At 56.5% G+C, this 25,638-nt stretch carries 19 protein-coding genes, 1 tRNA gene and 2 rRNA genes (1 of these 22 running past the window's edge); 12 read left to right on the forward strand and 10 right to left on the reverse strand.

The window, feature by feature from the left end:
- The first annotated feature begins 375 nt into the window (after nt 1-375).
- Nucleotides 376-1,203, forward strand: a complete 828-nt coding sequence (locus tag ACOOFE_RS25540) for an ABC transporter ATP-binding protein (protein WP_420412629.1) — start codon at nt 376-378, stop codon at nt 1,201-1,203.
- Between the two features lie 9 nt (nt 1,204-1,212).
- Here the strand turns inward: ACOOFE_RS25540 and ACOOFE_RS25545 are convergent, their stop codons facing one another.
- The 6 genes from ACOOFE_RS25545 to ACOOFE_RS25570 all read right to left on the reverse strand — a co-directional run bounded on the left by ACOOFE_RS25545 (nt 1,213) and on the right by ACOOFE_RS25570 (nt 7,417).
- Nucleotides 1,213-1,710: a MaoC family dehydratase gene (locus ACOOFE_RS25545; RefSeq protein WP_420412630.1), complete on the reverse strand. Its 498-nt coding sequence runs from the start codon at nt 1,708-1,710 to the stop codon at nt 1,213-1,215.
- A 33-nt stretch (nt 1,711-1,743) separates the two neighbouring features.
- A complete protein-coding gene (locus ACOOFE_RS25550; RefSeq protein ID WP_420412631.1) occupies nt 1,744-3,003 on the reverse strand; it encodes an MFS transporter in 1,260 nt (419 codons plus the stop codon).
- A gap of 20 nt (nt 3,004-3,023) precedes the next feature.
- Nucleotides 3,024-4,433, reverse strand: a complete 1,410-nt coding sequence (locus ACOOFE_RS25555; protein ID WP_420412632.1) for a TRAP transporter large permease — start codon at nt 4,431-4,433, stop codon at nt 3,024-3,026.
- Nucleotides 4,430-5,029: a TRAP transporter small permease gene (locus tag ACOOFE_RS25560; protein WP_420412633.1), complete on the reverse strand. Its 600-nt coding sequence runs from the start codon at nt 5,027-5,029 to the stop codon at nt 4,430-4,432. The genes ACOOFE_RS25555 and ACOOFE_RS25560 overlap by 4 nt, the downstream gene beginning before the upstream one ends.
- A gap of 133 nt (nt 5,030-5,162) precedes the next feature.
- A complete protein-coding gene (gene dctP / locus ACOOFE_RS25565) occupies nt 5,163-6,200 on the reverse strand; it encodes a TRAP transporter substrate-binding protein DctP (protein ID WP_420412634.1) in 1,038 nt (345 codons plus the stop codon).
- A gap of 446 nt (nt 6,201-6,646) precedes the next feature.
- Nucleotides 6,647-7,417: an IclR family transcriptional regulator gene (locus tag ACOOFE_RS25570; protein WP_420412635.1), complete on the reverse strand. Its 771-nt coding sequence runs from the start codon at nt 7,415-7,417 to the stop codon at nt 6,647-6,649.
- Between the two features lie 201 nt (nt 7,418-7,618).
- Between ACOOFE_RS25570 and ACOOFE_RS25575 the strand changes: the two genes are divergently transcribed.
- The 7 genes from ACOOFE_RS25575 to ACOOFE_RS25605 all read left to right on the forward strand — a co-directional run bounded on the left by ACOOFE_RS25575 (nt 7,619) and on the right by ACOOFE_RS25605 (nt 17,936).
- The gene (locus ACOOFE_RS25575; RefSeq protein WP_420412636.1) at nt 7,619-8,836 is read left to right on the forward strand and encodes a CaiB/BaiF CoA transferase family protein; all 1,218 of its coding nucleotides are present in this window, start codon (nt 7,619-7,621) and stop codon (nt 8,834-8,836) included.
- An 8-nt stretch (nt 8,837-8,844) separates the two neighbouring features.
- Complete coding sequence (locus ACOOFE_RS25580; RefSeq protein ID WP_420412637.1) at nt 8,845-10,011, forward strand: acyl-CoA dehydrogenase family protein; 1,167 nt, start codon at nt 8,845-8,847, stop codon at nt 10,009-10,011.
- Between the two features lie 40 nt (nt 10,012-10,051).
- Nucleotides 10,052-11,842, forward strand: a complete 1,791-nt coding sequence (locus ACOOFE_RS25585) for an acyl-CoA dehydrogenase family protein (RefSeq protein ID WP_420412638.1) — start codon at nt 10,052-10,054, stop codon at nt 11,840-11,842.
- A gap of 62 nt (nt 11,843-11,904) precedes the next feature.
- The gene (locus ACOOFE_RS25590) at nt 11,905-13,692 is read left to right on the forward strand and encodes an acyl-CoA dehydrogenase family protein (RefSeq protein ID WP_420412639.1); all 1,788 of its coding nucleotides are present in this window, start codon (nt 11,905-11,907) and stop codon (nt 13,690-13,692) included.
- Between the two features lie 273 nt (nt 13,693-13,965).
- On the forward strand, nt 13,966-15,159 hold the full coding sequence (locus ACOOFE_RS25595; protein ID WP_420412640.1) for a CaiB/BaiF CoA transferase family protein: 1,194 nt from the start codon (nt 13,966-13,968) through the stop codon (nt 15,157-15,159).
- Nucleotides 15,152-16,699 (forward strand): acyl-CoA synthetase, encoded by a 1,548-nt coding sequence (locus ACOOFE_RS25600; RefSeq protein WP_420412641.1) that lies wholly within the window; start codon nt 15,152-15,154, stop codon nt 16,697-16,699. Before ACOOFE_RS25595 ends, ACOOFE_RS25600 begins: the two co-directional genes overlap by 8 nt.
- 73 nt (nt 16,700-16,772) lie before the next feature.
- The gene (locus ACOOFE_RS25605; RefSeq protein WP_420412642.1) at nt 16,773-17,936 is read left to right on the forward strand and encodes an acyl-CoA dehydrogenase family protein; all 1,164 of its coding nucleotides are present in this window, start codon (nt 16,773-16,775) and stop codon (nt 17,934-17,936) included.
- 171 nt (nt 17,937-18,107) lie between these two features.
- Here the strand turns inward: ACOOFE_RS25605 and ACOOFE_RS25610 are convergent, their stop codons facing one another.
- Nucleotides 18,108-19,049, reverse strand: a complete 942-nt coding sequence (locus ACOOFE_RS25610; RefSeq protein WP_420412643.1) for a LysR family transcriptional regulator — start codon at nt 19,047-19,049, stop codon at nt 18,108-18,110.
- A gap of 69 nt (nt 19,050-19,118) precedes the next feature.
- On the opposite strand from ACOOFE_RS25610, the gene ACOOFE_RS25615 reads away from it, so the two are divergent.
- The 4 genes from ACOOFE_RS25615 to ACOOFE_RS25630 are packed head-to-tail and all read left to right on the forward strand — an operon-like array spanning nt 19,119 to nt 23,658.
- A complete protein-coding gene (locus tag ACOOFE_RS25615; RefSeq protein ID WP_420412644.1) occupies nt 19,119-20,063 on the forward strand; it encodes a tripartite tricarboxylate transporter substrate binding protein in 945 nt (314 codons plus the stop codon).
- Nucleotides 20,060-20,578 (forward strand): tripartite tricarboxylate transporter TctB family protein, encoded by a 519-nt coding sequence (locus tag ACOOFE_RS25620; RefSeq protein WP_420412645.1) that lies wholly within the window; start codon nt 20,060-20,062, stop codon nt 20,576-20,578. The genes ACOOFE_RS25615 and ACOOFE_RS25620 overlap by 4 nt, the downstream gene beginning before the upstream one ends.
- Nucleotides 20,571-22,085 carry a tripartite tricarboxylate transporter permease gene (locus tag ACOOFE_RS25625; protein WP_420412646.1) on the forward strand — a complete coding sequence of 505 codons (1,515 nt, stop codon included), beginning with the start codon at nt 20,571-20,573 and terminating at the stop codon, nt 22,083-22,085. Before ACOOFE_RS25620 ends, ACOOFE_RS25625 begins: the two co-directional genes overlap by 8 nt.
- A complete protein-coding gene (locus tag ACOOFE_RS25630; protein WP_420412647.1) occupies nt 22,057-23,658 on the forward strand; it encodes a gamma-glutamyltransferase family protein in 1,602 nt (533 codons plus the stop codon). The genes ACOOFE_RS25625 and ACOOFE_RS25630 overlap by 29 nt, the downstream gene beginning before the upstream one ends.
- A 382-nt stretch (nt 23,659-24,040) precedes the next feature.
- On the opposite strand, the gene ACOOFE_RS25635 is transcribed toward ACOOFE_RS25630, so the two are convergent.
- The 3 genes from ACOOFE_RS25635 to ACOOFE_RS25645 form a co-directional block, all read right to left on the reverse strand.
- Nucleotides 24,041-24,117, reverse strand: a tRNA-Met gene (locus ACOOFE_RS25635).
- Between the two features lie 54 nt (nt 24,118-24,171).
- Nucleotides 24,172-24,286, reverse strand: a 5S ribosomal RNA gene (rrf, locus tag ACOOFE_RS25640).
- Nucleotides 24,287-24,465: 179 nt separating this feature from the next.
- Nucleotides 24,466-25,638 (reverse strand): 23S ribosomal RNA (locus ACOOFE_RS25645); it runs 1,553 nt beyond the window's last position.

Below are 25,638 nucleotides of genomic sequence, written 5' to 3' on the forward strand. Positions count from 1 at the left end.
TATGACCAACTGGACATTCCAGCTGTTAAACATAATCTGAACCACGCACGACACTTTTCGCAAGGTTAATTATCTATAGCGAGTTTCAACCCGCGAAAGTTGGAGTGGGGATCGATCAAATGATGTTTCAACTTCATCTCAGTTAAGAGCAGCGTCCGTTACGCTGGTATGACACTGATCAAACCGCGTTCTGTTTTTTGAAAAACGGGATGTTGGCCAGATTGCTGGCCGCTTTAGCGCCTGACCACAAGCTGGCGAAACCGTCCCAGCTCAGCAAAGCGATGAACGCAATTTTTCTAACAGCGGCAGCAGAGATGATTTAAAGAGGAGCTATAGATCCATTCAGGCTGACACCAACCAGGCAATAACCTTCCTATGGACACGGGCACTCCACACAGCGCAGCGGCATATAGTTTTCAGATGATGGCGGACCAGCCAGCTCCCATCGTGTCTTTAAAAGAGATTTCCAAGTCTTTTGAGAATGGCACCACGGCCTTGAACGATCTCTCACTCGATATCTGCAAGGGAGAATTTGTATCTCTGCTCGGTCCATCCGGGTGCGGAAAATCTACCGCTTTGAGGATCATCACCGGGCTTACAGCCCCCTCGTCGGGAAAAGTGACCTGGCCGCTTGAAGCACCACAAGAAACCGATCACGAGCTGAGTTTTGTGTTTCAGGAACCCACCCTGATGCCCTGGTCGACGGTCTTCGGTAATGTCTATTTGCCGCTGCGCCTCAAGGGACTTTCAAAAAAGGCAGCGCGCGGTGATGTGATGGACGCTTTGAAGATGGTGGGCCTAGCGGAGGCGGCCGACAGCTATCCAAGGGAACTCTCAGGCGGCATGAAGATGCGCGTTTCCATCGCGCGGGCGCTGGTGACCAAACCCAAAATTCTCTTGATGGACGAACCGTTTGCCGCGCTGGATGAAATCACCCGTTTTAAGCTCAACAACGATCTTCTTGAGCTTTGGCAGTCCTTCGGCCTGACCGTTGTGTTCGTGACGCATTCAGTGTTTGAATCGGTCTATCTCTCCAACCGGATCGTTGTCATGGCCGCACGGCCCGGTCGGATTTTTAGTGACCTCAACATCGAAGCGCCCTACCCACGCGATGAAGCGTTTCGGACTTCAACGGCCTATGCCGGGTTTTGCCGGGAGATCTCCGAAACACTGCACAGCGCAATGACTGCGTCCGAAACCTAACGTTGCCGTTTAGGCAACTGGTCGTTTGCGCAGCAAATAGCGGTGTTCGCCGGAAAGCACGGTCACACCCTCCTGATTGCGCACGGTTGCGGTCATGACGACAACACCGGTGGTGTTTTGTTCAATCAGTTCGGAAATCACCAGATCCGAATAAAGCGTGTCGCCCACGTAGACAGGTTTTAAGAACTTGCACTCCAGCCCAATGAATCCAATGAGGGCATCGGCAACCTCTTCTGGAAAGGTCCCGGCACCCGCAGCCGACTGGATCAAAACCTGCATGCCATGCGCGAGCATGTCTTTGTGGCCAATCGATTGGCAATATGGCCGGTCATAGTGGATCGGGTCATTATCGCCTGACGCGAGTTGAAAAGCTGCAAACAGGGCATCAGTCTGGGTCCTTGAGGGCAGCGCATAACGCCGGCCAACCTCAAGATCTTCAAAATAGAGCGATGGCCCTGGCCGATGGTCCGCCGGTGTCCAGTCCGATCCCGTCATTTGATCTGCCATGGCATGTTCCTTTCAATCTTTTTTGCTTTGAATTCATTGTGTTTCGCCAATCGGGTCCCGCTCCGGCCAGTGTCCTACTGACAAGGGCTTGATGAACCAGAACAGCGTGATGCCGATAAGGGACGTGGCAATTGAAAGTGCGAAGCCTGCTCCATAATCACCTGTATGATCGTAAAGCACACCAGAGAGCCAGCCGCCGAAGGCGCCTCCGAGACCAAGACCAATGGTGGTGGCGCCGTAAATGGCAGCGACATTTTCTGGATAAAGCCTTGCAACCAGAGCAGATACTGCCGGACCACGAGAGCCCATAGCGGCACCAAAGACCACAACGAACCCAACCAGGGTAACGAGGCTTCGTTCTTCTTGAAGGTGCCACAACATGGCAACGCCCAGCGCCGACAAGATGTAGCCGACGGTCACCGAATTCCGCTGGCCGAACCGGTCGCTGGCCCAGCCAAAGCTGACCAGCCCGACCACCGACATCGCACCCACAGCCCCATAAGCTGAGGCAGCCACAATTGGGCTGAATCCCACCGCAACAAAATAGGCAACGGCCTGAAGCATCACGGACCAAACCGTGACGGAAGCCAAAAACAAGGTGGCAAACAAGCCCCAGAATGCGGGATGGCGAAGAATAGCTGGACTCAAACCGAAACTGCGGGGCGTCTTGCGGCTTTGGATATGAACGGCACCTGTTCCCATGGCCCGCCAGGGCAGCAGCCAGATCACCGGAACCAGGGCAAGACTTGCATATCCCAAGACGCCATAGGCCGTGCGCCAATCCGTTGCTTCGATGAGGACTTGAGTAAGCGGGACAATGACCACCATGCCGGCTGGAATACCGGTGTAGGCGAGCGCATTGGCGAGAGTGATCCGGCGCTCAAACCAGCGGCTGACAAGGCCGGAGGCCACCGTCATGCCGGTGGCCGAAATACCGATCCCGGTCATAATGCCGAGCCCCAGGATTGCCTGCCAAAGCGCCTCCATGGAACTCGCCAGCAGAAACCCTGCCCCGAACAGACAGACGCCGGCGGTATAGACCGGCCGCGGACCGAACCGGTCGAAGATCATGCCTATTACAGGGGCGGAAAGGCCGATGGTTGCCATGTAGGCGAAATAGATCGTCCCGTAGGTGCTGCGGCTCCAGCCGAGGTCACTCGTCACGGGCAGAAGAAATACGGCAAACGTCTCGCTGACGCCCCGGGAAAAGAAATTCATCGCTGCGCAAAAAACCAGAACCGCGATCGCGGCTCTGGTCATTTCACGTGTGTGCGGTACTGACCGCTGTAACATATAGGTCCAATCTCCTCAGATCAGTTCATCATGCTGGGCAGCCACGTGATGATCTGCGGGAAGGCAATCAGGCCCGCAATGGTCAGAACATCAGCAATGAAAAACAGAAAAATGCCGCGGAAAACGTCGGACAAGGCAATGTCGGGCCGCACTCCGTTGACGACAAAACAATTGATCCCGATCGGCGGTGTAATCAGGCAGACTTCCGCCATTTTCACAACGATGATGCCGAACCAGATGCTCGCCTGGGTTCCGGTCATGCCGAAGGCGCTGTCGGCAGCACTCACATCCGGACCACCATTCAGCGCGATCACCGCTGGATAGACAACCGGCAAGGTCAGGAGCAAGAGCCCGATTGCGTCCATAAACATACCGAGCACCACATAGCCCATGAGGATAGCGGCAAGGATCAAATAGGGATCGGCATTCCAGGACAAAATCCAGTTGGCGAAGGTTTCCGGAAGACCGGAAAAGCCAAGAAAACGGCCGAAGATCAACACGCCCCAGATCAGCGAGAAGATCATCACCACCAATTTAGATGTTTCCATCAGCGCGGCTTTGAGGCTTGGCCAGCGCATGCCGTTGATCCAGGCCATGACAAGCACGATGAACGCGCCCAGCGCACCGGCCTCCGTTGGCGCAGCCCAGCCGGTGTAGATCGCGCTGATAATGATCACCACAACGGCGGCAATTGGCAGGACACCAGGCAAAGACCGAAATCGTTCCGACCAGCTTACTCCGCGCACAGGTGGTCCGGCTTCGGGCCGGAATTTGGCCCATAAAACAATGATTGCCGCATAGATCGCAGCCGAGAAGAGTCCAGGTAGAAACCCTGCGAGCAAGAGAGCCCCAACCGATTCTTCCACGATGATGGCGTAGATGACCAAGATCGCTGATGGCGGGATCAACGAGGCCAGGGTGCCACCCGCAGCCACCACACCAGCGGCCAGCTTGCGGTCATAGCCTTCTTTCAGCATTTCCGGGATTGCGACCCGGGAAAAGACTGCGGTGGTGGCGACCGACGCTCCGGAAACCGCCGCGAACCCAGCTGTAGCAAAGACAGTGGCAACGGCCAGGCCGCCCGGCAACCAACCGATCCAGGCCCTAGCCGCCGCAAAGAGTTGGGAGGTCATACCGGCGTGAAACGCCAGATAGCCGATAAGGATAAAAACCGGAATGAGCCCCAGCACAAAGCTGACCGACTTGGAATGGGGAATGGAGCCAATGCTGCCGGCTGCCGCGGTCCAGCCGATGAGTTCAACAAGGCCAATCAACCCAACGAGCCCGGCGGCGAACACCACCCGGACGCCCATTACAACAAAGACCAGCAAAAGCCCCATGCAAATCACCCCGACGAGCGCCGGATTGCTGTAGCCAATGCCAAAGAAAACAGCAGGAGCCCCGCTGGTCAGGGTTTCAAAGAAACTCATTTCCCGCCTCCCGCGCTAGAGGCTTCGTCTTCGGCATGTTCGGCCGCCGATTTGATGATCGGTACGGCCACAGGGTCCGCTTTTGGCCAAAGGAACAGCCTTAGAAATCCAATAAGCTGCAACGTCAGGCGCACAAACCAAATGGAAAAAGCGAAGGGGACCAGGAATTTAGAGGGCCAAGTCGGAATACCGTAATCATAGGTCGTATCGCCGACCTCCCAAGCGTCATAAAAGAAGTTCCAGCTGTAGCGGATCAGAACGGCAATCAGCAGCATGGCCAACAGTGTTCCGATGGCCTCAAGAAGCCAGCGCAACCGGCCATGAGTTGCCCCAATGATCATGTCCATCCGGATGTGGGCGCCATACCGCTGGGCGTAGGCCACGCCCAGAAACGCAAAAACTGCGATTGCTTGTTCGGAAGCTTCCAGAAATCCAGGAATCGGATAACCGGCAAGGCGGCAAAAGATTTGGAATGTGGTCACCAGCATCACAACGAAGATCGTCAAGGCGGCGAAGATGTTGAGCGCATCTTCCACGGCGCCCAAACCGCGATTTAGATTGAAGAGAATGGCGCCGTCGCCGTGTGGTCCGGTCATATCGGGTGTCAGTTCCGTATTTTTCTTAAATAGAAGCGCAGCTAGAAGCGGACCTGAAAGTGTCGGCTGTGTTTTTCAGAAACGAACTGCAGTTTGAAAAAGGCACCGGCTTTGCCGGTGCCTTACGAACTAATCAGCTGCCGCTGCCAGCCGACATAACGGTGTCGAACACACCTTGGGCGTCAAATTTTTCCTGATTGTCAGCCACCCACTGGCGCCAGATCGGCTCTCCGGCAACCTTCTGGAATTCCTCCCGGGTTGCCGCGTCGTAGGTGACTTCAGTCAGCGCCTCGCGGAAGATCGGCAGATATTTATCATCCGCTTTGCCATAGGCCGTGCGGTAAACGTTATCGACTTCCGGCAGGAGGGTCTGCAGAAGGTCCTTATATTGCTGCGGCAATTTTTCGTGGGCGGTTTTGTTCAAGACGATCGGGCAATCCGCCGTTCCCGGTTGGAGATTGCCGGTAAACCATTTTGCCACTTCCTGAAGCTTGTAAGCGCCGTGGGCGTAGGTGAAGGGGAAGGAAACCGCATCCGCGATGCCGCGCTGCAGGGCCGTATAAACTTCGGTTGCGGGCATGGACTGGCGCACTGCGCCTAGTTTTTCCATTGCCAAGCCAACACCGCCACCGGCACGGACACGCAGACCGTTCCAGTCATCCAGCTTCTGCGGCGGTTCACCGGTTCCCATGAACTCATATTGAGGCAGATGGGTTGAAGTGTAGGTGATCGCGTTCCAGCGCTCCAGATCCGCGACAACGGCGGGATGATCGTAGAGCGCCCCGCGAACGGCGATCGAGGTATCAAAATTCTTAATCGGCAGGAACGGCAGGCTCATCACCATCAGCGCTGGTGTTTTGGCCGGATGATAGAAGTTGCAGACGATCGCCGCTTCAAAGGCATTGACCTTCATGCCATCGAGATTTTCTTTCGCCTTGGAGAGCTGGTTTCCGTAAAAGATTTTCAGCTGGAATTTCCCGCCGGTTTCCTCCGCGAGCCGGGCGGCCAGATGTTCTGGGCCGGCGGTCAGAGCGCGCGATTTTCCCCAGACGGAAAATTTCCAAAAGACCGAAGGTCCTTCGACGTTTGCCGCTAAACCCGGTTGAGCCAACAATCCAGACAATAAACCTGCGGCGACAGCGCTGCACACGGCGTGTTTGATACGCTTCATTTTACTTCCTCCCAAGTGATGACCGCCGGTCTACCGGCACGCGGGCTCTAAGCCCTTTCCGTCTCCGTCTGCTTCATCATCCCGCTGGCTCGATCTCCAGAACCGGTGACTTCACAATCGATTTTGTTCTTATTTGTGGACTAATTGATCATATATCGAGACATATGTCCAGCGGTCACAACATTTCCTTGACGCTGTGACACATGACACCCCGACGGAAGCGCGGTTAAGCAGGCTAATTTCCAATTAGATAGCCGCGCTGAAACATCTCCCAACTGGAGGGCAAGTAGAGATTGTTTCTGAGTGGTGATGTATTGATGAAGGCGGTCATCCGGCGGTGCAATCGCCACAGTGAGCTGATGACCGAAACGGTTGGCAAGACCTTGACCGGACAACCGTGGTCGTCGTCTTGAAAAATCAGATAATAGAGGTTGCCTGAATTCAGCTCACGACGTTGCTGCAAGCTGCTCCATGGTGGCAGAAGCGCCAATAATCCCAGCTTCTTCGGTCAACCTTTGCATTGTTTCAGCTACATCGGCGCACTTGTCTTCCAGACGGAACTGGGGTCCGGCAACGACGATCGCAAAACGGCGTTCATCCGCCACCACCGGAATGGCAATCGCGGCAAGATCCGCGCTGTATTCACGAATACTCTGATACCAGCCGCGTTTCTGGGAAGCGGCAAGAACGGCTTCAACATCTTCCGCATTCATCAAAGCATTTGTACCATAGGGCTCAAAGGTGATCTTGCTCAGCAGATTAGCCCGCTCGGTCGGTGTATAGAGCGACAGCAAGGCCCGCCCGGAAGCGCCCGCATGGATCGGGATCCGCATGCCGACATGAGCTGCATAGCGAATAGGCGAGGTGGACTCGATCACATCGAGATAAACTGAAAAACGGCCCGCAGGTGCGGCGACAATGGCTGTTTCCCCGGTTTCGGCCGCTAGTCTCTCTAGAAGAGCCGACAAGCGTTCATTCAAGGGATCCGCGGACACAATCGATTCCGACACGCTGGCCAGCCGCGGTGTCGGATAATAGCCCCCACGCCGCGCCGGCTCATACATGTAGCCGCGTTCCACCAACGTGTTCAAAATATTGTAGGCACTCGAGCGTGGCCAGCCAAAATGCTGCTGGATTTCCGCCAGGCTGGCCGGCTTTTTAATGCGGGCAAAATATTCGATCAGGTCGAGAGCGTTCTGTATCTGCTTAACGGCCATGGGGCACAGTCTTTTGTTGTGAGGCCTTGATTCCGGTGCGGTTGGGCGCAGCCGGATCGCCGGTTGGAATCATCATCACATTTTCCGTTCTTCTATCGCGCTTTGCCGGGAAACGCGAGCAATCTTGCATGAGTGGCTTGACATTGTTTCAATATATGGACTTATTATTCATATTTGTGGACATAAGCCAAGGTTTTTCACATGGGCCCTTTGAAAGGCATACGTGTCGTCGACATGTCAGCAGTGCTCGCCGGACCGGTTGCCACCCAGATGCTGGGTGACTTCGGTGCGGACGTCATCAAGATAGAACCGCCTCAGGGAGATCTGTTGCGCCAAGTCGGGCCAATGCGGTCAACGGCGATGGGCCCGCTTTACATGAACGCCAACTACAACAAGCGGTCGGTATGCCTGGATCTGAAATCGGTCGACGGGCGCGAGGTTCTGATCGACTTGATCCGCTCCGCCGATATTTTTGTAACCAACAGCCGGCCCAAAGCCATGATGCGGCTTGGCCTGTCCTATGACACCGTCCAGGCCATAAAACCGAACATCATTTACACCGCCCTGCTCGGGTTCGGCGAAACCGGACGGTATGCCGGAAAACCAGCTTATGACGACCTCATTCAAGGCGCAGTCGGGCTGCCCTATCTACAGTCCAAAGCAAGTGGCGGTGTCCCTCGCTATTTTCCCAATGCAATTGCGGACCGTGCCTTCGGATTGGCAGCCGCAAACGCGATCCTCGCCGCCCTTGTTCACCGCGAACGCACCGGCGAAGGCCAGCAGATCGACATTCCAATGTTCGAGACGGTCGCGCAATTTGTCCTCGGCGATCATCTCGGTGGCCTGTCTTTCGATCCTCCCCTTGATGAAGGCGGCTATCACCGCCTGACCTCCAAGGCCCGCCGTCCCTTCCGCACAAAAGACGGCTACATCTGCCTGCTGCTCTACTCGGATGCCCAATGGAGCAAATTCCTGGAAGTCACAAACCGCCCAACACGCCTTGCCGGAGACAACCGGTTTTCCAGTTTCGCTGGACGGCAGGAGCACTTTGACGATCTGTGCCGGGCCATTGGCGACGTTATCAAGATGCGAACCAGTGCCGAATGGCTGGCCCTCCTCGATAAGGCCGACATTCCAGTGATGCCAATGCATTCGCTCGAAACACTTCTGGAGGATCCACACCTTCAAGATGTTGGTTTTTTTGAAACCTATGACCATCCGAGCGAAGGCCGCATGCGGCGGACCAAGGTGCCAGTCTCATGGTCACAAACCCCGGCAGAAAACCATCAGCCACCACCCGTCATTGGAGAACACACCGTTGAGGTTCTGAAAGAAACAGGGCTCAGCGACGACACCATCTACGAACTGCTGCAGTCGGGGGCCGCATCGGCGCCTGCGCTTGAACCAATCCCTGCGTGAGGTCAATCATGGATATCCAACTCTCGCCCGACCGCACAGCAATCCAAAGTGCCATTGCAAGCCTGTGCAGCCAGTTCGACGATGCTTATTGGTTGGAGAAGGATAAATCCGGCGGGTTTCCGGACGAGTTTTTCCAGGCACTGGCCCAAGCCGGCTGGCTCGGCATCTGCATTCCCGAAGCCTACGGCGGAACCGGTCTCGGCATCACCGAAGCCGCCATCATGATGCGTACGATTGCCGAATCCGGAGCGGGGCTTTCCGGCGCGTCCGCCGTCCATATGAACATCTTCGGCCTGTCGCCTGTGGTCGTCTTTGGCACCGATGAACAAAAAAAACGCATGCTGCCGCCTGTGGTTCAAGGGCGGGAACGAACGTGTTTTGCCGTGACTGAGCCGAATACCGGACTGAACACCACGCACCTGAAAACAGCGGCCAAACGTCAGGGGGACCGCTATCTGGTCAACGGCCAGAAGGTCTGGATTTCAACGGCTCAAGTGGCGGAAAAAATTCTGTTGCTCGCCCGCACCACACCACTGGAAGAGGTGACCAAGCCGACCCAGGGCCTCAGCCTGTTTTACACCGACTTCGACCGTGACCAGATCACGGTGCGCGAGATCGACAAGATGGGCCGAAAAACGGTCGACTGTAACGAACTCTTCTTCGAAGACTTCGAAATCCCCGCCGAGAACCTGATCGGCGAAGAAGGAGAAGGGTTCAGGGCTATCCTGCACGGGATGAACCCGGAGCGAATCCTGATCGGCTCCGAGGCTATCGGGCTTGGCCATGCGGCACTGCGCAAGGCCTGCGGTTATGCCAAGGAACGTGTCGTATTCGACCGGCCCATCGGCCAGAACCAGGGCATCCAGCATCCTTTGGCACGCAATTGGATGATGCTGGAATCGGCCTGGCTCATGGCCCTGGAAGCCGCCCGTCAATATGACATAGGTCTCCCCTGTGGCCCGGCAGCCAACGCCACCAAATATCTTGGCTCTGAGGCGGGATTTGAAGCCTGCCAGCAAGCGGTCATGACCCATGGCGGTTTTGGCTATGCCCGCGAATATCATGTCGAGCGTTACATGCGTGAAGCCATGATCCCGCGCCTCGCCCCGGTCAGCCAGCAACTCATCCTTTGCCACATCGCTGAACGGGTTCTTGGGCTGCCCAAGTCCTATTGAGCACCCGTGAATTTTGTCTCTTTTGATTGGAACTCTTCCCATGAACATTCATACCGGCCAGCCCACCCAATTGCCGCTGTCAGACCTCGCAGAACTGGTCGCGCCGGATTGCCATGGGGCAAATTTCTTTGACACCGACACTAGCCTCAAGGGACTTCTGACCCTCTACCTTCCTGATGACTTACGGGTGCATCTCTGGCCTCATTTGCAGGAGTTTGGTGCGCTGGTTGGCGATGAAATCGACACGCTCTCTAGGATTGCCGACCGGCATGTGCCGGTCCTTCACCACCGGGATCCGCGCGGGCGCTTTGAAGACTGGATCGAGTTTCACCCGGCCTACAAGCGCATGGAACAGATCACGTTCGGCGATTTCGCCATGGCCGGAATGACCGGAAAACCCGGCGTCTTCGGTTGGCCAGAACCGATGCCGCATACGGTCAAGTTCCTGTTCCAATACTTGTTGGGGCAATCGGAATTTGGTCAGCTGTGTCCGATTTCCATGACCGAAACCACCGCCGCCATGATCTGCAAATTCGGCGACGAGGCTCTCTTAGAACGGTTTTATGACCGGTTGATCAGCCAAGACCCAAAGACCCGTATGGCTGGCGGGCAATTCATGACCGAGCGCCACGGCGGATCGGACGTATCCCAGCTCGCCGTCGATGCCCGCCATGAAGACGGCACCTGGCGGCTCTACGGCGAAAAATGGTTCTGTTCGGCAGCCGATGCGGATGTGGTTCTGGTCTTGGCCCGGCCCGAAGGGGCTCCTGCCGGAAACAAGGGCCTTGCCGTTTTCGCCCTGCCCAAAAGATTGGACGACGGCAGCCGAAACTCTTACCGGATCGTGCGTCTGAAAGACAAACTCGGCACGCTCTCCATGGCGTCTGGCGAAGTCGTTTTCGAAGGCGCCATCGCCTACCCACTCGGCGATGTCGGGGCCAAGGAAAATCCCGGCCTGAAAATGATGATGAACCAGGTGTCGCTGTCACGCCTGTCTCATGGTGCCCGGGCGGCCTCCATGATGCGCCGCTGCCTCAATGAGGCAATGACCGTCGCCAAGAGCCGGACAGCTTTTCGCGAAAAAATCATCGACAAGCCACTGTTGCGCCGCCAGCTGATGAAGCTCATGATCCCGGCAGAACAAGCGCTGTCGATGACGCTTTATCTCGGTACGGTTCTGACAGCGGCTGGCAAGGGCGACAAACAGGCAGAACGGGTCGCGCGGATCCTGACCCCAGCGCACAAATACCGGACGGCACGGGACAACATCCAGGTCGCGACCGGTGCCATGGAAGTGCGGGGCGGCAACGGCTACATCGAAGATTTCGTGAACGCCCGCCTGGTACGCGACGCACACGTTGGCCTCCTCTGGGAGGGTACATCCAATATCAACGCCCTCGACATCACCACCCGTGCGATCGCGAAAGCCGAAGTCCATTTAGACCTGAAATCCGTCCTGCTGGAAATGATGGATGAGTGCGATGCGCTGCCGGAAACCTTCGGCAAGACACTTCGCGACACACTCACCCGCTCTCTTGACATGGCAGAGGCAATCGCCCGGAGCGGTGATGAAACATTGGCCCGCAAGGCCGCCGGCGCTGTCTATCACTCTGCAACCGCCGTTTTGCTTGCCTGCGAGGGCGCCAAACTAGGCGCTACTGGCGGGGATGCCCGCCGCCTGTTGATGGCCCGCATGGTGATCGACCATCGCCTGGCGCCGCAAGACCCACTGTCCATCGGTGACTGCGCCTTTGAAACAGCCGCAACCGATTGCCTTTTAAACGACGACGCCGTGCCGCTCGAACACGCCTCTGACGTTCTCAATCTCTGACGACTTGCTCCGTTTTCCGGTCTCATTCGAACCGGCCAAGATCCGATAGGAAGGATTCAAACATGAATATTCAACCACAACATCACACCTTACCGACTTCTGAACTTGCCAATCTTGTTGCCCCAGACTGCCATGGCCTCAACTTCTATGACCTCGACAAGGGCCTCCAGGACCTGTTGACGCTCTATTTGCCGGATGATCTGCGGCAACACCTGCAGCCGCACCTGGAAAAGTTCGGCGCATTGGTCGGCGATGAGGTCGACGATTGGTCGCGTATGGCCGACAAACACCAGCCGGTCCTGCATCATCGGGACCCGCGCGGCCGGTTCGAAGACTGGATCGAGTTCCACCCGGCTTACCGCAATATGGAGGATGTGGCTCTTGGCGACTACGGCCTGGCGGCGATGATCCACAAACCGGGTGTGTTCGGCTGGGACAAGCCGATGTCGCACACCGTGAAGTTCATCTTCCAATACATTTTCGGCCAGTCGGAATTCGGTCAGCTCTGCCCAATTTCGGCAACGGAAACCACCGCGACCCTGATTAAGGACTATGGAGACGAGGCTACCAAGGCCCGGTTCTATGACCGCCTGATCAGTCAGGACACGAAAACGATGCTCAAAGGTGCTCAGTTCATGACCGAGCGCACCGGCGGATCCGACGTCTCTAACATCCAGCTGGAAGCCCGCTTCGAAGATGGAAACTGGAAGCTCTATGGCGAAAAATGGTTCTGCTCTTGCACTGACGGCGATGTCGCGCTGCTGCTCGCCCGCCCGCAAGGGGCCCCAGCCGGGAACAAAGGCCTTGGCCTCTTCGCCCTGCCGCGCCGCCTTGATGATGGCAGCCGCAACGATTACCGGATCGTGCGCCTGAAAAACAAACTCGGCAGCCGGTCCATGGCCTCCGGCGAAATCGTCTTCAATGGCGCCGTGGCCTATCCGCTGGGTGAAGTCGGCCCGCACGAAAACCGCGGCCTGAAACTGATGATGGATCAGGTCTCGCTGTCGCGCCTGTCCCACGGTTGCCGGGCTGCCGCCATGATGCGCCGCTGCTTCAACGAGGCAATGGTGACGGCCAACAACCGCCATGCGTTCCAGGAAAAAATCATCGACAAGCCGCTTCTGCGCCGTCAGCTGATGAAACTGATGCTGCCGACCGAACAGGCGCTGTCGATCACGCTTTACCTCGGCAACCAGATCAGCCTGGCGGAAGCGGGCGACGAGCGGGCGAAGATGATTACCCGGATCCTGACCCCGGCGCACAAGTACCGGACCGCCCGTGACAACGTCCGGGTTGCGACCGGCGCGATGGAAGTGCGCGGCGGCAACGGCTACATCGAAGACTTTGTCAACGCCCGTCTGGTGCGTGATGCTCACCTCGGTGTCCTGTGGGAAGGCACGTCCAACATCAATTCGCTCGACATCACGACACGTGCGATTGCCAAGGTCGGCGCCCACAAGGATCTGAAAGAAGAAATGATGGACCAGATCGACGGCAGTTCCGACATGCCGGGCCAGTTCAAGGGCGAGCTGCGCAGCACCGTCCAGCAGGCAATCGACTTTGCCGAAGATGTTGCCATGAGCGGCAACCAGACCCTGGCCCGCAAGGCCTCCAGCGCGGTCTACAACTCGGCGACGGCCACGCTTCTGGCCACAGAAGGCAGCGCACTCGGCGCGGCCGGCCGCGATGCCCGGCGCCTCTTGCTGGCGCGGATGGTGATCGATCATCGCCTGCGCGCGCAGGATCCGCTGAAAGTCGGCGAATCCGGCTTCGAAAAAGCAGCCACCGACTTGCTTTTGTCCGATGCACCGGTGTCGCTCGACACCGCCACCGACGTGCTGACGCAGTAAGAGTAAATTTGGGCGCAAAGGCAAAGAAGGCACAGCGGTCATCCCCGGCAAAGCGAAGCGAAGACCGGGGATCCACTCGTTTGCAGAGCCTTACCGAAACCTACCCAATGGTGCGGCAAGCGGAACCGCGAGTAGATCCCCGCTCATGGGCGGGGATGACCTGATGGAAAAGCCTTGCAGGCATCAGACCAACCATCCCGGCTTCTTGGGTTGGCGGCAATTTGTCCGCCGGGCCTTCGAACAGAATAATAAACAACTGGAACAGCACCGCAGATGACATCAACCACACCAAAACCGCTCGACGGCGTCCGGGTCCTTGATCTGACCAGGATCATCTCTGGACCTTATTGCACGCGGCTGCTTGCCGACTGTGGTGCGGAGGTTTTGAAGATCGAACCGGCCGGCGGTGAACACATGCGCGTCAAGGAGCCGCTGCGCGCAGGAAAAAGCACCTATTTCGGTCATTTCAATGCCGGTAAGAAAAGCATCGAGATCGACTTCCGCTCCGAAGAGGATCTCAGTGCGATCCGCAAACTGGCCGCGACCTGCGACGTCGTGGTGGAGAATTTCCGCCCTGGTGTCGTGCAGGACTTGGGACTGGATTTCCCAACTCTGTCTACCGGCCGCAAGGATCTCGTCTATTGCTCGATTTCCGGTTTCGGCCAGACCGGGCCGCGCTCGCGCCATCCCGCTTATGCGCCCATCCTGCATGCCCTGTCCGGCCATGATCTGGCGGCCATGACCTACGCCGAGGATGTCGACAAACCGTTCCGCACCGGGATCTGGTACGCTGATCTGATTGGCGGGCTCTTTGCCTTCAGTGCAATCCAGACAGCCCTCATCGGCCAGCTGCGTCATGGAACCGGGCAATACATCGACGTTGCGTTGATGGACAGCATGATCAACTTGCTGGTTCTGGAAATGCAGGAAGTGCAAACACCAAGTTCCTTCGACCGCTGGCTGGCTACACCGGTCAAGGCGTCGGATGGACATGTCATTGCCGTTCCGATCACGGCCAAGATTTTTGAGCGGCTTGCCGATCTTCTGGACCACCCGGAGTGGAAGGACGATGTCCGCTTCAACACCCAATTGGAGCGGGAAAAGAACTGGCCGGTCCTGATGGCGCTGGTGGAAGACTGGACCAAGGTCCGCACAGCCGCCGAGTGCGAAACCGCACTCATGGGGGCTGGCATTCCTTGCGCCCGCTATCAAACCGTGGCCGAGGCGATCAAAGACGAACAAGTCACAGCCCGCGAATTGATGACAGACGTTGGAACTGGCCCAGAAGCCTTCAAGGTTGCCAATCTGCCGTTTCTGTTTGCCGGTGCCCCTCTACCGGTTGGCTCCCATGTGCCGGCGGTGGGCGAACACACCGGAGCGGTCCTGGACCCGGTCCGCGGCACCGCCGTTCCCGGTGTTACAGCCGCAAATGGAGCCAACGGATCACAAGAGGCCAGCCATGTCTGACACACTTTTGTTCAGTGGTGCGCGAACAAGCAAACGCTCAGAGTGCGAGGCCCGCGCGCTGAAAGCTGCGTCCGGATTGCGCGATTATGGCATTGAGCGCGGCGACCGGATAGCGCTCTTGCTGCGCAACGATTTTGCTTTCTTCGAGGCGACCCGAGCTGCGACTTTGCTCGGTGCGAGCCCGGTCGCAGTCAATTGGCACCTGGCGCCGCCGGAAGTGGCGTATGTCCTGGAGGATTCGGGCGCAAAAGTGCTGATTGCTCATTCGGATCTGTTGCAGCTTCTGGGCAACGCCATTCCCTCCGGCATTCTCGTCCTGAAAGTTGAAACACCGCCGGAATTGCTGGCGGCTTACCGGCCGGCCCCGGTTGTGCAAGATGCGGCAATCGATGCAGTCGCCTGGGATGACTTCATCGGATCACACCCGCCGCTGACCGAGCCGTGCCGGGATTTCACCGACACGATGACCTACACCTCCGGCACCACGGGCAAGCCGAAAGGCGTTTTGAAACTACCGCAAGCCCCGGATCTGGCAAAAGAATTCCTTGCCGTGCGGGATCGGCTCTATGGCATCAAACCGGGCATCCGGGCCCTAATTTGCGGTCCGCTGTATCATGGGGCCCCCAATTCCTTCGGTACGCGCACCTATGCCGTTGCCGACAAGGTTTTCCTCATGCCGCGCTTTGACGCAGAAGACTTTTTGGCGATGGTGGAACAGGAGCAGATCACAACAGTTTTCATGGTGCCGACCATGTTCGCCCGGCTCCTGAAACTGCCAGCGGACATCAGGGACCGCTATGACGTATCCTCCCTGGAGTATATCGTCACAGCGGCTGCGCACTGTCCGCCAGAGGTTAAGGCCGCCATGCAGGCCTGGTTCGGACCGGTCATCTATGAGTTTTATGCCGGCACCGAACAGAACTACGTCACCTACTGCACACCGGAAGACAGCTTGCGGAAACCGGGCACGGTTGGCCGGGCACTGGATGGTGTAACCATGCGGATCGTCGATGAGGCTCGTCAGGACCTGCCCGTTGGGACGCCCGGTGAAATCGTGTCACGGCTCGAGACCGCACCGGAGTTCACCTATGCCAACAATCCGGCGGCTCGCCAGGACCTCGATGTCGACGGCCTGATCGCCACCGGGGATATCGGTTATCTAGATGAAGACGGGTATCTGTTTTTGTGCGACCGGGCCAAGGACATGGTGATCTCTGGCGGCGTCAATGTCTATCCGGCCGAGATCGAAGCGGAGCTGCATGCCATGCCGGGCGTTGCCGATTGCGCGGTCTTCGGTGTACCCGATCCCGACTATGGCGAAGCGCTGATGGCGGTTGTCCACCCGGCAAGAGAAGGCACGCTCACCGCAGACCAGGTCATGACTTACCTAAAAGAACGGCTGGCTGGGTTCAAAGTGCCACGGCGCATTGAGTTCAGAATCGATCTGCCCCGCGATGATTCCGGCAAGATCTACAAACGCAAACTCCGCGATCCCTACTGGGCCGCGGAACAGGCCGTCCCGGCAAAAGCAGCCAGCTGACCTTTTCTATTCAACAAACGCGAAGCAGGGTCCGCCATGCTTCTGTTCATATAGACCATCGAAAGCAACACACATGGACTTTACCCTCACCGAAGAACAAACCGCCCTGCAGGAAACGGTGCGCCGCTTTGCGCAAAGCGAGTTGCCGGACATTGCCCGGCATGTCGAAGAGACCGACGAATCCCCAAGCCAGGAGGTTATGCACCGGTTCGCAGAGCTTGGCCTTCTCGGCGTCAATCTGCCGGAAACCTATGGCGGCGGCGGGATGAGCCACTTCGAGGCGGTTCTGGTTCTCGAAGAAGTTGCCAAGGTCTCCATCGGCGTGGCCTTCCCGATATTTGAATCCTGTTTCGGTCCGGCGCTGGCGATCGCCAATTTCGCGCCGGAAGCCATGCGCCAGAAAGTTCTACCGAAAGTCTGTTCCGGCGACATGATCGTGGCGGTATCCATGTCCGAGCCGGGGGCCGGCTCCGCGCTCACCGATCTGACCACAAAGGGCCGCATCGACGGAGATCGGGTAATTGTGAACGGTCAGAAACGCTGGTGTTCAGGTGCGGGGCATTCCGATGCCTATGTGGTGTATTGCCGTCTGTCCGAGGAACCGGGCGCCAAGGGTATCGGCGCTGTTCTGGTCGAAAAGGGCGCGGACGGGTTCACCTTCGGCAAGCGCGAGCACCATATGGGGTTCCGGGGTGTCCATAGCGCGGACATGTATTTTGACGACGTCAGTGTTCCGGCGGAAAATATCATCGTGCCGGCAGGTGGTTTCCGCAAACTGATGGAAGCCTTCGACCTGGAGCGCTGTGGCAACACAACCATGAGCCTCGCCTGTGCCCAGTCGGCCTTCGACTACGTTTTGGACTATGTTCAGGACCGTGAACAATTCGGCAAGCAGATCATCGACTTCCAGGCCGTCCAGTTGCAGATTGCTGAAATGAAAATGAAGTTGGATGCGGCGCGCCTCTTGCTCTACCGGGCGGTCGTCAATGCCGAAAGCGGTTTGCCGTCGGTCGGCGAAAGCTCAATCGCCAAGTGTTTTGCCAATGAAATGACCCGCGAAGTCACCGGTAAGGCCATGCAGCTCATGGGCGGCTACGGCTATTCCCGTGAGTATCCGATGGAACAGAAAATGCGCGATAGCTGGGGCTGGGGCATCGCGGGCGGGTCCATTGACATTCAAAAAACCAACATTGCCAGCGCGCTTGTCGGCCGTCGGTTCAATCAACGGACAAAATAGGGTTTTGGGCGGAGTTTTTTGTCAAAAAACTCCGTTCTTTTTGGCCCGGTCTGTTTCAAGCTATTTTATTGGCGTCGCATTCTCACGCGTACCATCTGCCAAAGCGCTTCTGGCTGTATCCGGCTGGCGACAAGTTTTCCGATTATCCTACTCGCCAATCCAGAGACCGCGTCAACCTTCACCGGGTTCAACATTCCCCGTGGAACTCAAATACTCCGAGAGTTTCTCCAAGACTTTCGCGCGGCGGGAGTTCGGGGACTGCACGATGCCCAAGCCACGACGGATTGGCGTCGGCCCGAAAGGGAACCAATCGAGTGCCTCGGTTTGGAGCCCACGTAGAGCAGCGTAGGGCACGATCGCGAATCCCAGACCTGCCTGCACGCAACCAACCACGGCCGACATAGTATTTACTGATACTATCTGCCGAACTGTCAGTCCAAGACGCGCAATTTCGGTGTCGATCTGGCGCGCCAGAGGCACCCTAATTCCATATCGGATAAAGGGTAGATCCCGCACCAAAACTTCAAAACTTTTGTCCGGCACACTTGAAGGTTTGAGCACCACCAAGGGTTCCGTAAAAACCAACGTCCATTGAAGTCCCGGCGGCACGGCTACATGGTCCGCGACCAGCGCGGCATCCAATTGCCCCGAAATCACGTCCGCCATCAGGTCCTCTGACAGGCCTATTGTAAGTCTAAATCTCAATTCGGGATAGTTGTTACTGAGCTGCGCCAGGGCATTGGGCAGGATGTGTGTCCCGCACGTTCTCAGTGCCCCGAGAGCCAGCGTTCCGCCGACATCTTCTCCTTCGATCGCCGCTTTGGTGTCAGCGACGATACGCAATATTGACCGCGCCGCGGCCTGCACTTCACGCCCCTTTACCGTCAAAGCCGGAGGGCGGCGGGACCGGTCAAACAAGGCAGTGCCAAGATCGGTTTCCAATGCTGAAATCTGCTGGCTTACCGCCGATGCACTGAGATTGACTTCCTTCGCGGCGGCCGCAAACCCACCACGTTGAATTATCGCGAGAAATGTCTCGAGTTGCCGTGTATCCATATTCATAAAATAAGAAAAACTGAATTTAAAAGCAATAATTATGCTCTTTGAATGCAAAAAACTTATGATACGGTTTTGGGCATATAAAAAAATTCAGAATTGCCGACCAACTCAGGGAACCAAATCATGAAAATCATTAAGGGGCTCGCTGTCCTCTTTACCGCCGCCATGTTGGCGGCCCCCGCCCTTGCTGAAGACTATCCCACGCGCGCCGTGGAGTTTATTGTGCCCTGGTCGCCGGGTGGTGGATCCGACACATTGATGCGTCTGGTTTCTGCCAACATAGAACCGCACCTTGGGGTGGAATTGCCAATCATCAACATGCCGGGCGTTGGGGGAACCGTAGGACTGCGTGAAGCGTCACGGCGCGATGCGGACGGCTACACAGTTTCGCAAGTTCACGAAGGTCTTCTAATGGCGACCTTGACCGGCCTGACGGAATTGACTTGGGAAGATTTCGAACCAATCGCCCTGATGACGGCATCGCCGCAGTTTCTGATCACAAAAACGACCGACAACTACTCGAACTTCGACGAATTCGTCGCCTATGCCAAGGAACGTCCGAACGAACTGACAATGGGCGTCACACTGGGCGGACTGCCACATCTCTTCGCGGCGATGATCGAGCAAGCCTACGGTTTGAAATTCAAATACGTGGGATATGAGGGCACAGGCGAGCGTGTGCGTGCCGCTGTCGGTGGCAACCTGGACTTGATCATTGGCGATGTCGCTTCTTCCCTTGAGTTTGCCAAAAACGGCGACCTGAAATTCTTGGCAGCCGGATCGGCCGAACGTCATCCGGCAGTGCCTGAAGTGCCGACATTCCGCGAAAAGGGCGAAGATATGCTTCTGACTGTCACCCGCGGGATCGTGATGCCCAAAGGCACTCCGGCGGAAGTTCGCGATGTCATGGAAGCTGCGTTGCAAAAGCTGGCTCAGGATGAGACCTACATTAAGCAAACCAACAATGTAGGGTCTCAGGTCACGTTCATGGGTCAGGAAGACTACCGTGCCTACCTGGCAAATCTTGATGCCACAGTGAAATCTCTAGCTTCGGTTATCGTTCAGTGAGCGAAGTCGGCAAACAACACAGCTTGGAAGCGGGCGAAATCGCCCGCTTCTTGAGTTATATCGTTTTGCTCGTCGCGTCGGTTGCCCTTTTCATTGCCGCTGGGCAAATACCAAGCTCGATGTTCGAAACCTTAGGAGCAGGAGCGTTTCCCAGATTTGTGTTCGCGGCGATCTTCCTGGTAGCGCTGGTTGCGGTTATTGATAGCCTTCGCAAAATTCCACGCACGGCCTGGGGGCGATTAGGTGGCGAGCTTCGGCGTTGCATCATATCGCGTTATCTGGTCGTCACCTGCTTCGCTTCATTTGTTGCGTATCTCCTGCTTTTGCCGGTTCTTGGCTTCTCCATTGCCAGTTTCGCATTTGTGTTTGCAATGCAATTCATCCTCATGCCGCGCTCTCCGGTCACGCTGGTGATTGCTCTACTGATTGCGCTGGTATTTTCATTTGGACTGAACCTGCTATTTGCAGACGTCTTCAACGTCTTCCTGCCACGCGGTGAATTCTTCCATGGATGATATCCTGACTGCGCTTGAGCAGATATTCGCGCTCAGTACGCTGATTTTCATGTTGGTTGGGACGGTCGCCGGAATTATCGCAGCGGCAATTCCCGGCTTCACAGTGACGATGGCAATTGTGTTGACGCTACCATTAACCTTCAACATGGATCCCTTGCAGGGCGTTGCCGTCATGCTGTCGGTTTATGTCGGAGGCCTGACAGGCGGTTTGATCTCAGCCGCTTTGCTAGGTATTCCGGGAACGCCCTCATCAGTTGCGACAACATTTGACGCGTTTCCCATGGCCCGAAAAGGTGATCCAGGGCGCGCGTTGTCGCTGGGTGTCTGGGCATCCTTTTTCGGCACATTGATCTCAACCATGATTTTGGTGATTGCAGCACCACCACTGGCAGTGTTTGCGGTGAAGCTGGGGCCCTGGGAGTATTTCTCTCTGATCGTGTTTGCCTTGACGATCGTAGCGAGCCTGGTGGGAGATTCCGTGCTTCGCGGATTACTGGCGGGTTTGATCGGACTGGCCATTTCCACGATCGGGGCAGATCCTATACTTGGCCGCCCAAGGTTCGACTTCGGTATCGAAATGCTAGAAACCGGTCTGCCCTTCCTGGTGGTATTGATCGGCATTTTCGCAATTTCACAGCTACTCAGCGAAGTTGAGGACGCCCGGACTGTACGATCCGGCGCATCGCTGGTCACCGGGGCGATCGATTTCAAGACTTTGAAGGTCATGAAAGAAGTCCTCATGAGCCCCGTCAACCTGTTTCGGTCATCTGTGATTGGAGTGCTGATTGGGGCGTTGCCGGGCGCCGGAGGGTCCATTTCAAATCTGGTGGCCTATGATCAGGCCAAAAGGGCTTCAAAGAACCCTGAGCAATTCGGGACAGGCACTCCTGACGGAGTCATCGCTTCGGAATCGGGCAACTCCGCCACTGCAGGCGGCGGGCTCATCCCGCTGATCGGACTGGGTATCCCCGGTTCCGCGGTCGACGCTATCTTGATGGCATCACTGATGGTGCACGGAATTTCAGTTGGGCCAAGGCTGGTTCTCGATCACAGCGATCTCGTCTATGGGATGTTCATCGCCATGACAGTGGCTTCCTTTATGATGTTGATCGTATCTGTGCTTTCGATGCGGCTGTTCATCCGCGTCGCAGCCGTGCCGAAATGGCTGATCGTGCCTACAGTGCTGGTATGCTGCGTGGTCGGGTCTTTTGCGCTGAACAACAGGGTAACGGACTTGTATCTGCTGGGTGTGATTGGACTGGTCGGATATGTGCTCCGCTCACTGGGGTATTCTCTGGCTCCTCTGGTGCTCGGGGTCATCCTGGGGCCGATTGCGGAAACCAATCTGCGCCGCGCATTGATGACCGATGGCGACCCCACCTTGTTTCTGACCCGGCCAATCAGCCTGATTTTTCTGATCGCCGCGGTCTTGGCCGTTATCTGGGCTGTTAGAAGCCATCTCAAAACTATGAAAATGAATGGAGCCAGCGCTGAAGATGCGTCATGATCCAGTATACCCATCCCGGCGTTCGCCTATCCTTGCGGACAATGTCGTAGCGACATCCCAGCCTTTGGCAGCTCAGGCCGGACTAAGTATTCTCCAGCAAGGGGGCAACGCGGTTGACGCCGCAATTGCTACAGCCGCTGCTCTGACGGTGGTTGAGCCGTCGGGCAACGGGCTTGGCTCGGATGCCTTTTGCATTCTTTGGGATGGCAAGGCGTTGCACGGCCTAAATGCGTCGGGCCGCTCGCCGGCTGCCTGGGACTTCAATCGTTTCCAAGACGGAATGCCAAACCTCGGAGTGGACAGTGTCACAGTTCCCGGAGCGGTGAGTGCCTGGGTCAGCTTATCGGAGCGCTTCGGAAAGCTGGATTTGTCAACAACGTTGGCTCCAGCTGCGCGCTACGCAGAAGAAGGGTTTATCGTCTCGCCGGTGATCGCGAAACTTTGGGCAATTGCAGCTGAATTGCTCGCCGATCAGCCTGGTTTTGCACAAACGTTTCTGCCTGGAGGGCACGCCCCGAAGGCTGGTCAACGGTTCCATAATCCGGGCGCAGCCGAGACGCTCCGGGAAATCGGGAGAACCAAAGGCGCGTCGTTCTACAAAGGCGCACTGGCAGAAAAAATCGTCAAGTTTCTGAAAGACCATGGCGGGGCAATGACGCTTGAGGATATGGCCTCTCACCAACCCGATTGGTGCGGGACGCTTAAAACCAGCTTTGATGATGTCGACTTGCACGAAATCCCGCCAAACGGCCAAGGCATCGCTGCCTTGATGGCGCTGGGTATATTGGATCACACCGGAATACGTGAACACGGACCAGATGACGTGATGGCTGTGCACTTGCAGATAGAAGCCATTAAATTGGCCTATCGCGATCTGCACGCCTATGTGGCTGATCGTGATGACATGACAGAAATTGATGAGCGCGCCTTGCTCGACCCCGATTACCTTAAGGCCCGGGCCGCGCTGATCGACCCGGCGCGCGCAATCGATCATGGCGTTGGAGCGCCGAAAAGAGGTGGAACTGTCCTGCTGAATACCGGTGATGCATCGGGCATGATGGTGAGTTTCATACAATCGAACTATGCTGGTTTCGGCTCTGGTGTTGTGGTGCCGGGAACCGGGATTTCCTTGCAAAACCGGGGAGCGGGATTCGATACGGTCCGGGGGCATCCCAACTGCGTAGCAGGTAGAAAGCGGCCCATGCACACGATCATTCCCGGATTTGCCATGAAGAACGGCGAGCCGTTGATGGCTTTCGGCATGATGGGAGGACCGATCCAGGCCCAAGGTCATGTGCAGCTCTTGCTGCGTACGGAAGTATGGGGACAAGATGTTCAGACAGCTGCCTGCGCGCCGCGTTGGCGAATGATTGATGGAGTACAGGTCGCCTGTGAACCAACCATGTCAAAACAATTGCGGGACGGCTTAAGCGCATTGGGTCATCAGATTTCGGTCGAAAGTCCCGATAACGCCTTTGGTTTCGGTGGCGCCCAGCTTGTTCAGCGCTTGCCCGAAGGTGGGTATGTCGCCGGATCCGACCCGCGTAAAGATGGACAAGCGGTTGGTTTTTGACGAACGATGACTTTGTGTCGGTCCAAAGCGGTATATGGGCGATTAATCTGTCCCGTTTGTCAGCGAATGTCCTTTGGATTCCCAGAGGGCGTTCGGTATCCGTGCTGACACGCGCCAATACATCATGGAATTGGTGTATTGTGCTGTTTGGGGCGTCGGTTCCCAAGAGCAGCTGAAACAAGGCCAATTGACCTGCCTGGAATATCGTTTTCCTCGCCAGTTCTCGGATTTATTGACGCTGCGGGGGGCGGGAATATACATGCGCTTGGTTTTGAGTTGTGCTTATGAGGGCGCTGGTGCGGCACGAGAGTTCCTGATCTGGGCTGTTTCAAGCGGCAAATAGCCCCGCTTTTATGCGCGGTTTTGTTTATTTTGGGGGATTTGGTTGCGGGAGTAGGATTTGAACCTACGACCTTCAGGTTATGAGCCTGACGAGCTACCGGACTGCTCCATCCCGCGTCATAGGTATTTTGTCTTGTTTCAATTGAAGAGGTATTTATCTGCGCTTTGCAGGCCTGGCAGCGACCTACTCTCCCACACCTTAAGATGCAGTACCATTAGCGCTGGGGAGTTTCACGGCCGAGTTCGGGATGGGATCGGGTGGGGGCTCCCCGCTAGAGCCACCAGGCCGGCGAAGGGCAGATAAATTGTAAAACTGGTCTTTTTTGTTTTTTTAGATGATTTCAAACGCACTCAAGTAGGCCGAAGGCCGGTAGTGCACTTAAAATGATCTGGAATAGTCCGGATAGGTCGAACCGAAGGTTCGACATTATGCGGACCAATTCAAGATGAACATTGACTAATGAGAGGATCAAGCCGAACGAGCTATTAGTAAAGCTAAGCTTCATGCATTGCTGCACTTCCACACGCTTCCTATCGACGTGGTGGTCTTCCACGGCTCTTCAGGGAGAACTGGTTTTGAGGTGGGTTTCCCGCTTAGATGCTTTCAGCGGTTATCCCTTCCGTACATAGCTACCCTGCAATGCGGCTGGCGCCACAACAGGTCCACCAGAGGTACGTCCATCCCGGTCCTCTCGTACTAGGGACAGATCCTCTCAATTCTCCTACACCCACGGCAGATAGGGACCGAACTGTCTCGCGACGTTCTGAACCCAACTCACGTACCACTTTAATTGGCGAACAGCCAAACCCTTGGGACCTGCTCCAGCCCCAGGATGTGATGAGTCGACATCGAGGTGCCAAACAATGCCGTCGATATGGACTCTTGGGCATCATCAGCCTGTTATCCCCGGCGTACCTTTTATCCGTTGAGCGATGGCCCTTCCACGAGGGACCACCGGATCACTATGGCCGACTTTCGTCTCTGCTCGACTTGTCAGTCTCGCAGTCAGGCAGGCTTATGCCATTGCACTCAACGAGCGATTTCCGACCGCTCTGAGCCCACCTTCGCGCGCCTCCGTTACCATTTGGGAGGCGACCGCCCCAGTCAAACTACCCGCCACACACGGTCCCGGACGTTGTTGCGCCGCGGTTAGATATCCATAAGGACAAGGGTGGTATTTCAAGGGTGACTCCACATCTGCTGGCGCAAATGCTTCAACGTCTACCACCTATCCTACACATGTCATTACGAATACCAGTGTGAAGCTGTAGTAAAGGTGCACGGGGTCTTTCCGTCTGACCGCAGGAACCCCGCATCTTCACGGGGAATTCAATTTCACTGAGTCTATGCTGGAGACAGCGGGGAAGTCGTTACGCCATTCGTGCAGGTCGGAACTTACCCGACAAGGAATTTCGCTACCTTAGGACCGTTATAGTTACGGCCGCCGTTTACTGGGGCTTCAATTCGGTGCTTGCACACCTCCTCTTAACCTTCCAGCACCGGGCAGGCGTCAGACCCTATACGTCGTCTTGCGACTTCGCAGAGCCCTGTGTTTTTGATAAACAGTCGCCACCCCCTGGTCTGTGCCACCCCTAACCGGTTGCCCGATCAGAGGTCTCCCTTCTCGCGAACTTACG

This window comes from Roseibium sp. (assembly GCF_965216085.1).
Taxonomy (GTDB): Bacteria; Pseudomonadota; Alphaproteobacteria; order Rhizobiales; family Stappiaceae; genus Roseibium.

Bases quoted from the DNA above. Each gene is read 5' to 3' on its own strand.
- ACOOFE_RS25540 (WP_420412629.1), top strand. From the start codon at position 376: ATGGACACGGGCACTCCACACAGCGCAGCGGCATATAGTTTTCAGATG.
- ACOOFE_RS25545 (WP_420412630.1), bottom strand. From the start codon at position 1,710: ATGGCAGATCAAATGACGGGATCGGACTGGACACCGGCGGACCATCGG.
- ACOOFE_RS25550 (WP_420412631.1), bottom strand. From the start codon at position 3,003: ATGTTACAGCGGTCAGTACCGCACACACGTGAAATGACCAGAGCCGCG.
- ACOOFE_RS25555 (WP_420412632.1), bottom strand. From the start codon at position 4,433: ATGAGTTTCTTTGAAACCCTGACCAGCGGGGCTCCTGCTGTTTTCTTT.
- ACOOFE_RS25560 (WP_420412633.1), bottom strand. From the start codon at position 5,029: ATGACCGGACCACACGGCGACGGCGCCATTCTCTTCAATCTAAATCGC.
- dctP (WP_420412634.1), bottom strand. From the start codon at position 6,200: ATGAAGCGTATCAAACACGCCGTGTGCAGCGCTGTCGCCGCAGGTTTA.
- ACOOFE_RS25570 (WP_420412635.1), bottom strand. From the start codon at position 7,417: ATGGCCGTTAAGCAGATACAGAACGCTCTCGACCTGATCGAATATTTT.
- ACOOFE_RS25575 (WP_420412636.1), top strand. From the start codon at position 7,619: ATGGGCCCTTTGAAAGGCATACGTGTCGTCGACATGTCAGCAGTGCTC.
- ACOOFE_RS25580 (WP_420412637.1), top strand. From the start codon at position 8,845: ATGGATATCCAACTCTCGCCCGACCGCACAGCAATCCAAAGTGCCATT.
- ACOOFE_RS25585 (WP_420412638.1), top strand. From the start codon at position 10,052: ATGAACATTCATACCGGCCAGCCCACCCAATTGCCGCTGTCAGACCTC.
- ACOOFE_RS25590 (WP_420412639.1), top strand. From the start codon at position 11,905: ATGAATATTCAACCACAACATCACACCTTACCGACTTCTGAACTTGCC.
- ACOOFE_RS25595 (WP_420412640.1), top strand. From the start codon at position 13,966: ATGACATCAACCACACCAAAACCGCTCGACGGCGTCCGGGTCCTTGAT.
- ACOOFE_RS25600 (WP_420412641.1), top strand. From the start codon at position 15,152: ATGTCTGACACACTTTTGTTCAGTGGTGCGCGAACAAGCAAACGCTCA.
- ACOOFE_RS25605 (WP_420412642.1), top strand. From the start codon at position 16,773: ATGGACTTTACCCTCACCGAAGAACAAACCGCCCTGCAGGAAACGGTG.
- ACOOFE_RS25615 (WP_420412644.1), top strand. From the start codon at position 19,119: ATGAAAATCATTAAGGGGCTCGCTGTCCTCTTTACCGCCGCCATGTTG.
- ACOOFE_RS25625 (WP_420412646.1), top strand. From the start codon at position 20,571: ATGGATGATATCCTGACTGCGCTTGAGCAGATATTCGCGCTCAGTACG.
- ACOOFE_RS25630 (WP_420412647.1), top strand. From the start codon at position 22,057: ATGGAGCCAGCGCTGAAGATGCGTCATGATCCAGTATACCCATCCCGG.